General features: G+C 74.8%; 8 protein-coding genes. 5 read left to right on the top strand and 3 right to left on the bottom strand.

What is annotated here, in order from left to right; translation table 11 throughout:
• Positions 1–151 precede the first annotated feature (151 nt).
• Both ACF1BE_RS04055 and ACF1BE_RS04050 read left to right on the top strand, forming a co-directional pair.
• On the top strand, positions 152–2,227 hold the full coding sequence (locus ACF1BE_RS04055) for an asparagine synthase-related protein (RefSeq protein WP_392197421.1): 2,076 nt from the start codon (positions 152–154) through the stop codon (positions 2,225–2,227).
• A gap of 284 nt (positions 2,228–2,511) precedes the next feature.
• Positions 2,512–5,799: an ATP-binding protein gene (locus ACF1BE_RS04050; RefSeq protein ID WP_392197420.1), complete on the top strand. Its 3,288-nt coding sequence runs from the start codon at positions 2,512–2,514 to the stop codon at positions 5,797–5,799.
• A 5-nt stretch (positions 5,800–5,804) separates the two neighbouring features.
• Here ACF1BE_RS04050 and ACF1BE_RS04045 read toward each other — a convergent pair whose 3' ends face one another.
• Together ACF1BE_RS04045 and ACF1BE_RS04040 are read right to left on the bottom strand one after the other, a co-directional pair.
• The gene (locus ACF1BE_RS04045; protein WP_392197823.1) at positions 5,805–7,733 is read right to left on the bottom strand and encodes a sigma-70 family RNA polymerase sigma factor; all 1,929 of its coding nucleotides are present in this window, start codon (positions 7,731–7,733) and stop codon (positions 5,805–5,807) included.
• Positions 7,734–8,119: 386 nt separating this feature from the next.
• Positions 8,120–8,953 carry a TetR/AcrR family transcriptional regulator gene (locus ACF1BE_RS04040; protein ID WP_392197419.1) on the bottom strand — a complete coding sequence of 278 codons (834 nt, stop codon included), beginning with the start codon at positions 8,951–8,953 and terminating at the stop codon, positions 8,120–8,122.
• Positions 8,954–9,331: 378 nt separating this feature from the next.
• Between ACF1BE_RS04040 and ACF1BE_RS04035 the strand changes: the two genes are divergently transcribed.
• A complete protein-coding gene (locus tag ACF1BE_RS04035; protein ID WP_392197418.1) occupies positions 9,332–10,708 on the top strand; it encodes an NAD(P)/FAD-dependent oxidoreductase in 1,377 nt (458 codons plus the stop codon).
• Positions 10,709–10,841: 133 nt separating this feature from the next.
• Positions 10,842–12,488: a SpoIIE family protein phosphatase gene (locus ACF1BE_RS04030; RefSeq protein WP_392197417.1), complete on the top strand. Its 1,647-nt coding sequence runs from the start codon at positions 10,842–10,844 to the stop codon at positions 12,486–12,488.
• A gap of 69 nt (positions 12,489–12,557) precedes the next feature.
• Here ACF1BE_RS04030 and ACF1BE_RS04025 read toward each other — a convergent pair whose 3' ends face one another.
• Entirely contained in the window at positions 12,558–13,847 is a 1,290-nt protein-coding gene (locus ACF1BE_RS04025; protein ID WP_392197822.1) for an MDR family MFS transporter, read from the bottom strand.
• 97 nt (positions 13,848–13,944) lie between these two features.
• Between ACF1BE_RS04025 and ACF1BE_RS04020 the strand changes: the two genes are divergently transcribed.
• Complete coding sequence (locus ACF1BE_RS04020) at positions 13,945–14,493, top strand: MarR family winged helix-turn-helix transcriptional regulator (protein WP_392197416.1); 549 nt, start codon at positions 13,945–13,947, stop codon at positions 14,491–14,493.
• Positions 14,494–15,000: the final 507 nt, after the last annotated feature.

Genomic DNA, 15,000 nt, shown 5'->3' with positions numbered 1-15,000 from the left:
GCCCGCGCCACCGGCCAACTCCCCTGGCACGTGCCACGAACTTCCCTCGGTGGAAGGCGGCGCCGCCGCCCCTCCCCGGCGGGTCCTTCATGGCAGCATGGGGATCCGGTTCGTGCGGTGCACTGGTTGTCCACAGCGTGTGGAGGCGTCGATGCGGTGGTTGGTGGGGTGGAGCAGCACCGCCGCGGGCACCGCCGGGATCGGCACCGCGGGCGCCACCGGATACGACGGCGAAACCCTGCGCCCGGTCGGATCACAGCTCCTGTGGGGCGACCCGGATCCGCTGTGGGCCGTCGGCGACTGGCGCCCGGACGAGGTCCGCGTGGTGCACGCCGACCCGCAGCATCGCATCGCCGTCCTCGGCATCTGCGGCGCCACCGACGAGGAGCTGCGGCGCGGCCTGGTCACCGCGCGCGGGGGCGCCCTGCGCCATCTGACCGGCTGGCCCGGCAGCTACACGGCCGTCGTCCAGGCCGGCCGCCGCATCACCGTCTGCGGCGATCTCGCGGGCGCCCGGCCCGTGTTCCACACCCCCTGGGCCGGCGGCACGGCCTACGCCACCGCCGCGCTGCCCCTCGCCGACCTCGTCGAGGCCAACCTCGACTTCACCCACCTCGCCGCCCTGCTGGCCGCCCCCGACGTACCGGCCGCGCTGCGCGACACCACCCCGTACGAGGGCGTACGGCGCATCCCGCCGGGACACGCGCTGGTGCTGCGCGCCGGAGCGCGGGAGATCGCCGGGTACGAGCCGGTCGCCTCCCTCGCCGTGGCCGCGCCCGCGGCCGACCCCGACCGCGCCGTGGACGCCGTACGGGACGCCCTCGTGGAGGCCGTCCGCACCCGGCTCTCCGCGCCCCGGCACGTGCCCGACCTCGATCCCGGACCGGTGCCCGGCATGGGACCCGCCGAGCGCCGGGCCGCGCGCGGGATGCCGGTGCCCGGCATCGGCGCCGACCTGTCCGGCGGGCCCGCCTCCGGCACCCTCGCGCTGCTGGCCGCCGGGCTGCCCGGCAGACCCGGCACGCTCCTCGGCCACGGCACGGGCGCGGGCGAACGGCTCCTCGCCGTCACCTTCAACGACCTCGCCGTGGCCGGCCGCGAGGCCGAACTCCAGCGCGCCGGCGCCCTCGCCGCCAACCCCCGCCTGCACCACGTCGTGGTCACCGGCGGCGAGGAGACCCTGCCCTACGCCGGCCTCGACGGCCCCCTGACCGACGAACCCGGCCCCTCCCTGGTACTGGCCGCCCGGCACCGAGCCCGGCTCGCCGCCGGCAGCGCCGACCACTTCACCGGCCACGGTGCCCGCCAGGTACTGGACGCGCACCCCGCCCGCCTCGCCGACCTCCTGATGGACCGCCGGCGGCGTCACCTGGTCCGGCCGGTCGCCGCGCTCGCCCGGGCCGACAGCTCGGTGATGGTCCCCGCGCGCGTGTACGGCGCGGCCCGGCGGCTCGCCCGTACCCCCTACCGGGCGGGCCTGGAGGTGCTGGCCGAGCGGCTGATGCGGCGCCGCTTCGACGAGCCCAAGGGAGCGGTCGGCGCGTCGCTCGCCGCGCTGACCTGGGCCGGGCCGGGGCCGGCCGCCCGCTGGCTGACGGGTGAGGCCCTGGCTGAAGTATCGGTTCTGCTCCAGGCGGAGGCCGACCGGTCCGGAACCGGCGCACAGCGGCCCGGTGACTACCGCGCGCGTGCGGCGCTCGCCCGGCACGCCGCCGACCTCCGCGTGCTGGAACAGGCCGCGGAGATCCGCTCCCAGCGGCTGCACGCGCCCTTCCTCGACAACCAGGTCGTCCGCGCCTGCCGCGACCTGCCCGAAGCCCTGCGCGTCCAGCCCGGCGCACGGGCCGCCATCCTCCGTACGGTCCTGGCGGGCTCCGGCGTCACCGACCTCCCGCCCGGCTGGGGCACCCCCTCCCACGGCTCCTCGGCGGCAGCGGCCCGCGCGGGTCTCCGCGTCGCAGCCGACTCCCTCGTGGACCTCTTCTCCAGCCCCCTCCTGGCCGACGCCGGGCTGGTCGAGGCCCGCGTCGTCCGCAAGGCCCTGCGCACCGCCGCGGCGGGCGACCCCCTGCCCCTCGACGGGCTGGCCGGCCTCGTCTCCCTCGAACTCTGGCTCCACCGCCTCCTCACCCGCCGCGGCACCTGCTGGACAGGCACCCCCTCCCGCTCCCGGGCGGTCCCTTCCGGGATCCAGCCGAGACGGGGGGCCCTGACACCGGGGGCGTGAGCGTTCTCCGGCGGGGCGCCGGATCGCGTGCGGCCGCACGGGCCGCCGGGGCTGAGCGCGCGGTTCCCCGTGCCCCCAGGGGACCGGCGTACGCGCGCGCCCACCCCGCGAGCACGGGTGGGCGACCCCACCCCACCCCGCGACAACACCGCGGATCCTGTCGGCGCGGTCGGGGGACCCGGCCCCCCCCACCCGCCGGCAGCGGCCCCGCCCGCCGCGAAACTCCCGTGCCCCGTCCGCCACCTCCCCGCGACAATGACCTTGTGCGGTACAGAATCCTGGGAGTGACCCAAGCAGCGGACGACCAGGGCAACCCCCTGCCCGTCGGCGGCCCACGCCTCCGTACGCTCCTGGCCGCCCTCGCCCTCCGCCCCGGCCGCACCACCACCCCCGACACCCTCATCGGCGAGATCTGGGCGGACGACCCGCCCCAGGACGCCCCCGCCGCCCTCCAGGCGCTCGTCGGGCGTCTCCGCCGTACCCTCGGCAGGCACGCCGTCGCCTCCGCGCCCGGCGGGTACCGGCTGGAGGCGTCCGAGGACGACGTGGACCTCCACGTCTTCGAGCGGCTCACCCGCGCCGGCACCCAGGCCCTCACCGCCGGCGACCCGGCCACCGCCCACCGCACCCTCACCCAGGCCCTCGCCCTCTGGCACGGCCCCGCTCTCGCCGACCTCCCCGACCGCACCGCCGCCACCCGCCCGGACGCCCTCCGGCTGGACGCGGCCCGAGCCCGCGCCGCCGCCATGCTCGCCCTCGGCCGCGCCCAGGAGGCCGTACCGGAGCTGAGGGAACTGGCCACGGCGCACCCGTACGACGAACCCCTGCACGCTCTCCTCGTCCGCGCCCTGCGGGACGCGGGCCGCCCGGCCGACGCCCTCGCCGCCTACGAGTGCGTCCGCCGCACCCTCGCCGACACCCTCGGCACCGATCCCGGCCCCGAACTGCGGGCCCTGCACGCGGCGTTGCTGCGACAGGAGACCCCGGCACACCCGGCACACCCGGCGCCCCCGGAGGTACCGCGCCCCGCCCAGCCCCCCGAGCGCACCGGGAATCTCCGTCCCCGTCTGACGTCCTTCGTCGGCCGGCAACCGGAGCTGGAGGCCATTCGTTCGGATGTGCACAGGGCCCGCCTGGTCACCCTCACCGGACCCGGCGGCTCCGGAAAGACCCGCCTCGCCGAGGAGGCAGCCGCCGCGTTCCCCTCGGCCTGGATGGCCGAGCTGGCCCCGCTCGACCGGCCGGAGGCGGTGCCCGGCGCGGTGGTCAGCGCCCTCGGCCTGCGCGAGACCGTGCTGCTGGCCAACGACCTGGCGTCCCCGCAGGCCGACCCCACGGCTCTGCTGGTCGAGTACTGCGCCCCCCGCAGCCAACTCCTGGTCCTCGACAACTGCGAGCACGTCATCGACGCGGCGGCCACCCTCGCCGAGACCCTCCTCACCCACTGCCCCGGCCTCACGATCCTCGCGACCAGCCGTGAACCCCTGGGCGTCCCCGGTGAGTCGGTGCGTCCGGTCGAGCCCCTCGTCCCGGAGCAGGCACACCACCTCTTCGCCGAGCGCGCAAGGGCCGTCCGTCCCGACGCCGACGCCGTCCTCGGCGGCACCGCGGCCGTGACGGAGATCTGCCGCCGCCTGGACGGGCTGCCGCTCGCCATCGAGCTGGCCGCGGCCCGGCTCAGACTGCTGACCCCACGCCAGATCGCCGACCGGCTGGACGACCGCTTCCGGCTGCTCACCTCCGGCAGCCGCACGGTCCTGCCCCGCCAGCAGACCCTGCGCGCGGTCGTCGACTGGTCCTGGGACCTGCTGGACGAGCGGGAACGGACGGTCCTGCGCGAGGTTTCGGTGTTCGCCGGCGGCTGGGACCTCGCCGCGGCCGAGGCCGTGTGCACCGGACCGGTGGCGGAGCTGATCGGCGCACTGGTCGACAAGTCCCTCGTCGTCGCCGCCCCGCACGGCCCCGACGGCACCGTCTCCGAAATGCGCTACCGCATGCTGGAGACCATCCACGAGTACGCCACCGAGCGCGCCGCCGAGGTCCCCGGCCTCCGCGCCGCGGCCGAGCGCCGCCACCGCGCGTGGGTGCGGGCCCTGGTGGAGGAGGCGGAGCCGCGACTGCGGTCGGCGGCCCAACTGCCGTGGATCTCCCGTCTGGAAGCCGAGCTGGACAACATCCGCGCGGCCCTGGACCGCGCGGTGCGCGCGGGCGACGAGGCCGGTGCGGGCGCCGTCGTCCTGGCCATCGGCTGGTTCTGGTGGCTGCGCAACCACCGCCAGGAGGCCGTGAGGTGGGTACGGCTGGTCCTCCGCCTGGGCGTCGCCCTGGACGCCGTGTCCGCGGGCGCGCCGGGCGGCGACCTGATGGCGCTGGTCGAGTCGGCCGACCCGGTGGGCGCCTTCCTCGCCGCCCCGGACGGTCCGGCCGGGCATCCGCTGCACGAGCTCCGGACGGACCTGCGCATGCTCGACCTGTTCCTGACGTCCGAATCGAGGGCGGAGAACCTCACGGCCGACGACCGGGCCCCGGCGTACATCGCGCGCGTGCGCGCCGTCTACGAACCGGGCGGCCCGCGGGCGGCCCGGCTCCCGGGCCTGGTCTGGCCGCTGACCGCCCACTACCTGGGCGGCCCGGCCGACGTCCGCCCGGACCTGGACCAGGCCGTCGACAACTGCCGCCGCCACGGCGGGGCCTGGGAGGTCGGGGTCGCCCTGATGTTCCGCACCCACGTGACCGTCGACTCCTCGGGCACCCTGGAGGGCGTCGACGCGGACCTGGCCGAGCTGCGGCAGCTGAGCCGGCGTGTCGGCGACCGCTGGATGCGGGCCCAGGTGTGCGGGGCGGCCGGCGAGGCGGCCATGGCCCGCGGCCGGTTCGACGAGGCACGCGCCGAGTACGAGGAGGCCCTGCGGCTCGCCTACGAGGTCGGCGCGTACGCGGAGTCCCCGTTCCTGATGGCCCGCCTCGCCGAGATCTCCTACCGCTCCGGCGACCCGAAGGCCGCGCTCGCCGCCCTGGACGAGGCGGAAACGGCCGCCGACCGGTACGCGGTGCCGGGGTCACGCGCCTTCGTCCTGCTGCTGCGCGCCCACATCGCCCTGCACGACGGCCGGACCGCCCGCGCCCGCGAGCTGTACGAGGCGACCTGCGCGGTCGTGCGGGGGAGCACCCCGCCCCCGCAGTTCGTGGCGGCCCAGCGCACGGTCGAGGTGCTGCTCACGGCCGACGAGTCGGGGCCGGCGCACGGCCTGCCGATCGTGGCGGAGGCCCTGCGGGAGGCCGTGGAGCAGGGGTGCGCCGAGTCGATCACGGCGGGGCTGGTGGACGTCGCCGCCGGCCTGCTGGCCCGCCTCGGTGACCTGCCGGGCGCCATCCGGCTGTTCGCCGCCGCGGACCACTGGCGGGACGGCCGCCGGCGGCCCGAGCCGGAGCGCGGCGACGCCGCCCGGGTGCGCGCCGGTGCCCGCGCGGCCCTCCCGGCCGACCGCTACGCGGCCGAGAGCGCCCGGGGCGCGTCCCTCGGCGTCGAGGACGTCCTGCGCGAGCTGGGCACCCCGGCGGCGGTCGAGTGAGGACCCTAGCGGCAGGTGAGCCGGGACTCCGCCCAGTCCGCGAGCGCCGCCCGGTCGAAGGCGGTGCGGTACGGCTCCACCACGAGCCGCACGGTCCCGCGGCCGGTCAGGTTTACGTGGACGGGGACGGTCCGCTCGCGGCCCTCGACCGTGGCGGACCGCCAGAGCCGGGCTCCGTCGGCGTAGACGGAGAACGAGACCCTGCCGAGGCCGAGGGTGAGGTCGTCGACGCCGGCCCGTGCGTCGTAGGCGGTGCACCGGCGGTCGAGGGCGATGGTGACGGAGGACCGGCCGGACACGGTCACCCCGTGCGCGTACCGGCTGCCGCCGACCGACATGCCGTACCGCTGCCACACCCAGCTGCTGCCGCCCTCCGGCCGGGCGCCGTCACCGTCGAGGTCGTGGCGCAGCTCGCTCAGCCGGTGGACGGCGGGCACCGGCGGTGGGGTGGTCGTCGGGGGCGGGGTGGGTGCGGGTTTCGGCGCGGGGGTGGGCGGCGGAGTGGGCGTGGGGGTGGGTGTAGCGCCGGGGGCCGATGACGGGGGCGGGGGTGCCGTGGGTGCGGGCGCCACCGGCTTCGGGGTGACGGCCACGGGCTCGGGCGTCGGCCTCCCCACCGGATGCGCCGGATGCGCCGGCTGTGCTGGAAGCGTCGGCTGTGTCGTCCGCGTCGGCTGTGCCGGCGGCGCGGGCGTCGGCGTCTCCGACTGCACGATCGGCGTGGGCGGCTGCGGCCGGGCGGCCTCCTTCGCCGGATCACCGCCGTTCACCAGAGCCAGCGCCACCGCCGTCGCGGCCACCGCCACGACACCGGCCGCGATGCCGGCCTTCACCGGCGCCCCGAGTCCCTCCGAGGCCACGGCCCCGCCGCCCGCCCCGCCGGACGACCCGCCGGCCGCGGCCCCGGCACCGGCGGCACCGGCCCCGGCGCTGCCGGCCACGATCCCGAGGGCCTTGGCGTACCCGGCGGCCCCGAACCAGCCGATGACCGCGACCGGTACGACACCGGGAATACCTCCGGCCACCTCCTCGATCTGCGCCGCCGCCAGCCGGCACCTGGCGCACTCCGCCAGGTGCTTGCGCACACCCCGCTCGGCACGGACACGCAGTTTGCGGCGGGCGTACGTGCCGAGCTGGTCGGCGTAGCGGGCGCACTCCTCGTCGTCGGCGAGGGCGCTGCTGACATGGGCCTGGAGATAGGCCTGCTTCAGCCCTTCCCGGGCGCGGCTGGCCAGCACCCGGGTGCCGTTGGCGTCCAGGCCGAACAGCACGGCGACCTCGCTGGGGGACTCGTCCTCCACCTCCGTGTGCCACAGCACGGCCTGCCAGCGTTCGGGCAGCGACCGGAAGGCCCGCACGGCCATGGACTGCTCGGCCTCGTGCAGGGCACGCGCGTCGGCGCCGAGCGCGACGGTGCCGTCGTCGGGTACCTCCGTGGCCCGTGCGGCCTGCTGGGCGAAGACGGCGAAGTCGTCGACGAGCTGCTCACGCCGGGCGGAGCGGGTCCAGTGGGCGGCGACGCGCCGCACGGAGGTCAGCAGATAGGCCCGTACGGCGTGCTCCGGGCCCGATCCGCCCCGCACGGCTTGCAGCATCCCCGCGAACACCTCGGCGGTGAGGTCGTCGGCGGTGTGCCCGTCCCGGCAGCAGCTGCGCGCGTACCGCCGTACCGCGTCGGCGTGCCGCCGGTACAGCTCCTCGTAGGCCGAGTCGTCCCCGGCGCGCATCCGTTCGATCAGCTCGCCGTCGGCGGGGGGTGTCTCCCGGGGCGGCGGCAGGATGCCTCCCTCGCGCTGGGCCGGCACGCTCTCGTCACCCGGACCGCGGGCGGCAGCGGGGCGCCCGCCCTGATTCGGTACGTGGGGTGAGGTCAGCCCCCGGGTCTCCGTGGCCCCGTCGTCACCGTGTGACTCGCCCCACCCGTCAACGCCCACCACGGAAAGCCCCCGACACCGGCACAGCCCGACCCGTCACCGGCTCAGAGTGCCACAGCGCGTTCGCCCGGAGGCCCCGTCACAGAGCCCGTCCACTCATCCGGGCGGACTTCTCCCCTCCCACTCGAACACCCCTGCCGCACACCTCGACGGCACCCTCGCGTCACCGGCGCCCGGCCCACCCCGTCCCCCGCGCCCACCGCAGGCGACGGCACCCCACGGAAGACACCCGCACCCGTACGACTGGGACAGCCGTACGGGTGCGGGTGGGAGACGGCATGCCGCCGCCGGCAGTGCCGAAGCGAGCGGTGCGAGGGCGGCCGCCGCCGGCCGGCGGAGACCGGTGGACGGGAGTCCCTCGGTCACGCCGGCCGGAGCGGGGCCGCTTACGCAGGCCGGGACCGCAGTCCCTCCAGCAGGATGTCGAGCAACCGCGCGGACGCCGCCGCCTGCTGTGCCGCGTCCGGCAGTGACGGCGCCGCCGTGGCGATCACCAGCAGCACGTCGCCCACGGAGACGTCCGCGCGCAGCTCACCCGCCGACCGCGCCCGTTCGACAAGCTGCCCGACCACCTCGAGCAACGCCCCGGCCCCGGTGTCGTCGGCCGTCAGCGGGACCTCGTCCGCCACCAGCCGCAGCTCACCACCGCCCGGCTGCACCCGCTGCTGAGGCAGCCGGGCCTCGGCGAAGCCGACCGAGGCGACCGTCGCGACCGCTCCGACCGGCGGGAGCGTACCCACCGGGCCGACCGGCCCACCCGAGGCCTCCGGCTCGGCCGGGCCGGCGGAGCCGACCCGCAGCACCTGCGGCGGCAGCAGCCGCCCGGCTCCCGACGCCACGGACGTCCGCAGGAACCGCGACAGAGCCGACCACGGCTCGTCCTCCTGCCCGAGCGCGGTCCGCGCCTGCTCGGTCAGCCGTGCCGTCTCCTCCTGAGCGATCCGCCGGACCAGCACGTCCTTGCTCGGGAAGCGCCGGTACACCGTGCCGACCCCGACCCGCGCGCGCCGCGCCACGTCCTCCATCGGCGCGCCGTAGCCCAGCTCGCCGAACACCTCACGCGCCGCGCGCAGCACGTGCTCCAGATTGCGCTGTGCGTCCACCCGCAGCGGTGTCGTACGCGCCCCGTCCGCGCGTCCGTCGCCCCTCGCCGCGGTCATCGCTCCGCCACCGGACGTGATGGTGGCCGCAGATGCCCAATGTGTGTCCTGAACATGCATGTGTTCCCCCGGTAATGACGTCTCCCCCCGGAGACTCCCCGCCACTGAATGCGAAGTGCGCGGAAGTGGCATCGGTCCCGACCGGACCCGCCCGTCGCGGACCCGCTCGACCACAGTCCCTACACCCCGTCGACACACGAACATAGTTGAGAGGCAGTCAATTCAGAAGGGGCAGGTTCCGCACAGTGCGCCCCCCGATCGGAGTACGGGGCACGTACGCCCCGATTGCGCCCCTTCGTGCACTGTCGCCCGCCCCCACTGACCTGCCCCGATTCGTCCTGCGCGGACGCCGCGGCCGACCTTGCGCACACCCGGCCGCCGGTCACACAAATTGCCGGGGCTGTGGACAAACAACAGCGCCGGGTGCGTCATGGGACGGTGAAGGAACGTGCGCGCATTCTGGTTGTCGGCGGCGGCTACGTCGGGATGTACACGGCCCTGCGCCTCCAGCGGAAGCTGAAGGGCGAGCTGCGGAGGGGCGAGGTCGACATCACGGTCGTCACTCCCGACCCGTACATGACGTACCAGCCGTTCCTTCCGGAGGCCGCCGCGGGCTCGATCTCCCCGCGGCATGTCGTCGTCCCGCTGCGCCGCGTCCTGGACCGCTGTCACGTGGTCGTCGGCGAGGTGACGTCCATCGACCACGCGACCCGCACCGCCGCGATCACCACGCTCGCCACCGCGGAGGAGAGCGGACCCGCCGAACTCCTCGGTTACGACGAACTCGTGCTCGCCCCCGGCTCGGTCTCCCGCGCCCTGCCCGTTCCCGGCCTCGCGGAGTACGGCATCGGCTTCAAGACCGTCGAGGAGGCCATCGGCCTGCGCAACCACGTCATCGAACAGATGGACATCGCCTCCTCCACCCGCGATCCCGCCATCCGCGACGCCGCCCTCACCTTCGTGTTCGTCGGCGGCGGCTACGCGGGCGTGGAGGCCCTCGGCGAGCTGGAGGACATGGCCCGCTACACCGCGCGCTACTACCACAACATCCGCCCCGAGGACATGAAGTGGATCCTCGTGGAGGCCACCGACCGCATCCTCCCCGAGGTCGGCGCGGAGATGGGCCGCTACACCGTCACCCAGCTGCGCCGCCGCAACATCCAGGTGCTGCTCGACACCCGCCTGGAGTCCTGCGCCGACCGCGTCGCCGTCCTCAGCGACGGCCAGCGCTTCCCGACCCGTACGCTCGTGTGGACCGCCGGCGTCAGACCGCACCCGCTGCTCGCCGCCACCGGCCTCCCGCGCACCGACCGCGGCCGGCTCAGGTGCACGGCCCAGCTGACGGTCGACGGCACGGAGCACGCCTGGGCCGCGGGCGACGCCGCCGCCGTACCCGACGTCACGGCGGCCGAACCCGGCGCCGAGACCGCCCCCAACGCCCAGCACGCGGTCCGCCAGGCCCGCACCCTCGGCGACAACATCGTGCACTCCCTGCGCGGCGAGCCCCTGGAGACGTACGCGCACAAGTACGTCGGCTCGGTCGCCTCCCTCGGCCTGCACAAGGGAGTCGCCCAGGTCTACGGGCGGCGGCTGAAGGGCTACCCTGCCTGGTTCATGCACCGCGTGTACCACCTCAGCCGGGTGCCCACCTTCAACCGCAAGGCCCGGGTGCTCGCCGAATGGACCCTCGCCGGACTCTTCAAACGCGAGATCGTCTCGCTCGGCTCACTCGAACACCCCCGAGCGGAGTTCGAACTGGCGGCCGGTGGAAAGCCCCCTCACGACCCCTCCGACGACCCGAAGGGGTCGTCCTGACCCGACCCGGGAACTCCACGGCGCGACCCGGCGTCTGACGGTTGTCGCTCGCCACGGCCCGCTCCCTGCCAGACTGCCCCACGACATCGGACGGGCCACCCGCCCGCCCCAGCACCCACGAGGCCTTCCCCAAGTGAACTTCACGCGCTGGAGCGCCCGGCTCCCCGGAACGCAGCGCCGCGCCGCCGCGCGGACCGAGACGGCGGTCCCCCCGGACCGGCGGGGGGAAGGCTCCGTGCCCGCGGCCCGCGCCGGGCGGTCCGCCGACGGCACACCCCCGGTGCCCGCGGTCGACGAACTGCCCGCGCGTGAAGTGCTCGACCGCGTCCCGGCCCTCGTCGCCCTCGTCCACGGCCCGGACCACCGCATCGCCTACGTCAACGACGCCTACACGGCGGCCTTCGGCACCAGGCCCACCTGCGCCCCGGCCCGCGAGGCCCTGCCCGAACTCGCCGAACTGGGTCTGCTCCCGCTGCTCGACCAGGTACTGCGCAGCGGCAGACCCCGCACCCTGAAGTCCCGCAAGGCCGTCGACGGCCGCTCCTACACCTTCACCTGCACCCCCGTCGCCGAGGACGGCGCCCGCGGCGCCGGCGTACTGGTCTTCGCCACGGACGTCACCGACCACGCCGAGGCCGCCGAACGCCTGCGCGCCAGCGAGCGCCGCCAGCGGGAAACCGCCGTCACCCTCCAGCGCTCCCTCCTCCCGCAGGAACTGGAACAGCCCGACGACCTGCGTATCGCCGCCACCTACCAGCCCGGCGGCACCGAGGCGGCGGTCGGCGGCGACTGGTACGACGTGATCACCCTCGGCGGCGGCCGCACCGCCCTGGTCATCGGCGACGTCATGGGCCGCGGGGTGCGGGCCGCAGCCGTCATGGGCCAGCTCCGCACGGCCGTCCGTGCCTACGCCCGCCTGGACCTCCCCCCGCACGAGGTGCTCCAGCTCCTGGACGGCCTGGCCACCGAGATCGACCCCAACCAGATCGCCACCTGCTGCTACGCCGTCCACGACCCCAACGAGGGCCGCCTGGTGTACGCCTCCGCGGGCCATCTGCCGATCCTGGTCCGCGACGAGAACGGCACCGTCTCCCGCACCGACGAACCCACCGGCCCGCCCCTCGGCACCGGCGGCTGGATGCACTCCTCCGGCTCCATCGCCCTCGGCCCCGGCGCCACGGCCGTCCTGTACACGGACGGCCTGGTCGAGCGCCGGGACGCCGACCTGGACGAGGGCATCGCCTCGCTCGCCGGCGCCCTCGCCGGGGCCACCGGCACCCCGCAGGTCGTCTGCGACCGCCTGGTCCGCTCGGCCGGGGTCACCGCCGACCACGACGACGACGTGGCCGTCCTCGTCCTCCAGCACCCCGCCCGGACGGGCCCCGACGGCGAACTGTTCCGCAACGCGGCTCTGGAACTCCTCGGCGGTGTGGAAGCGGCTCCCCGCGCGCGTGCCTTCGCCTCCGGCGTCCTCACCAGCTGGCGCTTCCCCACCGAGCTGCACGACCTCGGCGTCCTCGCCGCCAGCGAACTGGTCGCCAACAGCCTCCAGCACGGCACCCCGCCCATGCGGCTCAGACTCCGCCGCACCGACCGCCGCCTCATCGTGGAGGTCACCGACGGGGACGACCACCTGCCCCGGCGCCGCCGCGCGGAACCCGGCGACGAGTCCGGCCGGGGCATCGCGATCGTGGCGACGATCGCCACCAGCTGGGGCTGCCGCCGCACCCCGGGCGGCGGCAAAGCGGTGTGGTGCGAGTTCGTACTGCCCAAGCGCTGAACACCGCCGAGCACCGCCTGCCCCGCCGTCGCTGCCGGCGGGGCAGCGACGGCGACGGCGACGGACGCCTTACGCCTCCGCGGCCACCGGCTCCGTGGGCGCCCCACCGCGCGTGACCACCCGGCTGGTCCGCGCCGACCACGGCTGGTCCTGTACGGCGGTGAGCTGCCGCCCCAGTCGCAGCGCCAGGCAGGTGATCCCCAGCGAGAACAGCAGGAAGATCACGACGTACGGCGCGGGCAGCGAGGCACCCAGGGGCCCGCCCACGGCCGGGCCGACCGCCAGCGCCAGCTGCTTGACCAGTGCGAACGCCGAGTTGTACTGCCCGGCCATGCCCTCCGGCGCCAGATCGGCGACCAGCGGCGCGACCGTCGGCGACAGCATCGCCTCGCCCAGCCCGAAGAGCGCGTACGTCGACACGAACGCGGCCGTGGCCATCTCCTGGCTGCCGTGCCCCAGCCCCGCGTAACCGGCGGTCAGCCAGGCCACGGCCCAGATCAGCCCGACCCCGGCGATCACCCGGGACCGGCGCCGCCGCTCCACGAACTTCAGCACGGCGAACTGGGCCACCACGATCATCAGGGTGTTCGCGGCCAGGGCCGTCCCCAGCGCCGAGGTGGATATCCCGGCGGCCTCCACGCCGTACGCGCTCAGCCCCGACTCGAACTGTCCGTAGCAGGCGAAGAACAGCACGAAGCCCAGCACGCACAGCTGCACCATCGTCCGGTTACCGAGCAGCTGCTTCCAGCTGCCCTTCGCCGACCGCGCGGGCGCGTCCTCGATCCGCGGCGAGTGCGGCATGCGCACGGTCGCCACCACGCCGACCAGCAGCAGGAACATGGCCGCCTCGATCGCGAACAGCAGCGTGAACGAGGACACGTGGGTGGTGTCGACGAGGTGGCCGCCGATGAGACCGCCGACGCCGAGCCCCAGGTTCTGGAGGAAGAACTGCGTCGCGAACGCCCGCGAGCGGGTGTCCGCCGTCGAGCAGTCCACGATCATCGTGGCCAGGGCCGGCTGCATCACGGCCTGTCCGGCGCCGAGCGCCGCGGCGGACAGCAGCACGGTGGTGGCGCCGGCCGCGAGACCGAGGCTCAGCGCGCCCAGGGCGGCGGTCACCAGAGCGGCGACCAGGACCGGCAGCGGGCCGCGCCGCACGATCGCCCGGCCGGCGAACGGCAGCACGATCAGCGCGGCCACGGCGAAGACGGCGAGTACCAGTCCCGCTGTCATGGCTCCCAGTCCCCGCACCTGCGCCACATAGACGTACAGGTAGGGGACGGTGAAGCCGAGCCCGAACGCGCTGAGTGCGTTGCCCACGTGGATCCGGCGCATCGCTGCGCCCATCGCCCTGGTCACGTTCACCTCTTCCACTAGTTAGACCTGAAGACTTCGAAGCTAAAGACTACACATCGAAGGACTTCGAGGCAAAGGAGGTGCGTGCGATACTGCATCCATGGCCGACACTCCCGGCGTCGCCGAGCCGACACTCGAAGAACAGATCGCCGCTTACCAGCGCGAGTTCCAGGGCCTCGACCCCCAGGTCGAGAAGATCGTGTCGGCGCTCTCCCGGCTGAACCGCCGCATGAACGTCGCGTACGGCCGCCAGACCGCCGCCCTCGGCATCAGCAACGCCGAGTGGGAGGTCCTCAAGGCACTCGTACTGGCCGGCGCCCCGTACCGCATGGGCCCCGGTGAACTGGCCAAGGGGCTCGGCCTCACGCCGGCCGCCATGACCCACCGGATCGACCGCATGGTCGCCGAGGGTCTGGTCACCCGGGAGCGCGACGAGTCCAACCGCGTCCGGGTCATCGTCGAGCTGACCCCCGACGGTCGTGAGAAGTGGCTGGAGGCGATGCGCATGGCGACCGTGTTCGAGGAGGACCTGCTGCAGGACCTGACCCCGGTGGAGCGCGTCGTGCTCGGCGAGGTCCTGACCCGGCTCCTGCGCAGGGTGGAACACGCCCAGCCGGATGCCGGCGGGCGGCTCAGCGACCTCGACTGAACCGCCACCGCAGCCGACGGAAAAGATCTTGACAGCAGGGTATTGACACGCCCCTGTCCGATCCGTAGAGTTCTTCGGGTTGCCGCAGAGCCGTAACGGTTCTGCGACGGCACCTCAGCCGCCTCGAGCGGCACTCTCAAACACCAGCACGATCTCCTGACCGGGTTGATTTCGGCATGCTCGAATTCAATTCGAATAGGGACTGGGCGGCCCGATTGGGAATCGCCGAGTGGATCCGCTAAGGTTTGGGACGTCGGAACGGCCAAGCGGCCGGGAGGACAAGCCCCCTGACTGGGAGTCAGACACCGAAAGGGTCTGATAGAGTCGGAACCGCCGGAAAGGGAAACGCGGAAGCGGGAACCTGGAAAGCACCGAGGAAATCGGGTCGAGAAAAGATCTGATAGAGTCGGAAACGCAAGACCGAAGGGAAGCGCCCGGAGGAAAGCCCGAGAGGGTGAGTACAAAGGAAGCGACCGTTCCTTGAGAACTCAACAGCGTGCCAAAAGT

It is taken from the genome of Streptomyces sp. NPDC014991, from assembly GCF_043080665.1.
Lineage (GTDB): Bacteria > Actinomycetota > Actinomycetes > Streptomycetales > Streptomycetaceae > Streptomyces.
The sequence above is the reverse complement of the archived record's forward strand: the minus strand, read 5'-3'. Positions and strand labels throughout refer to the sequence as shown.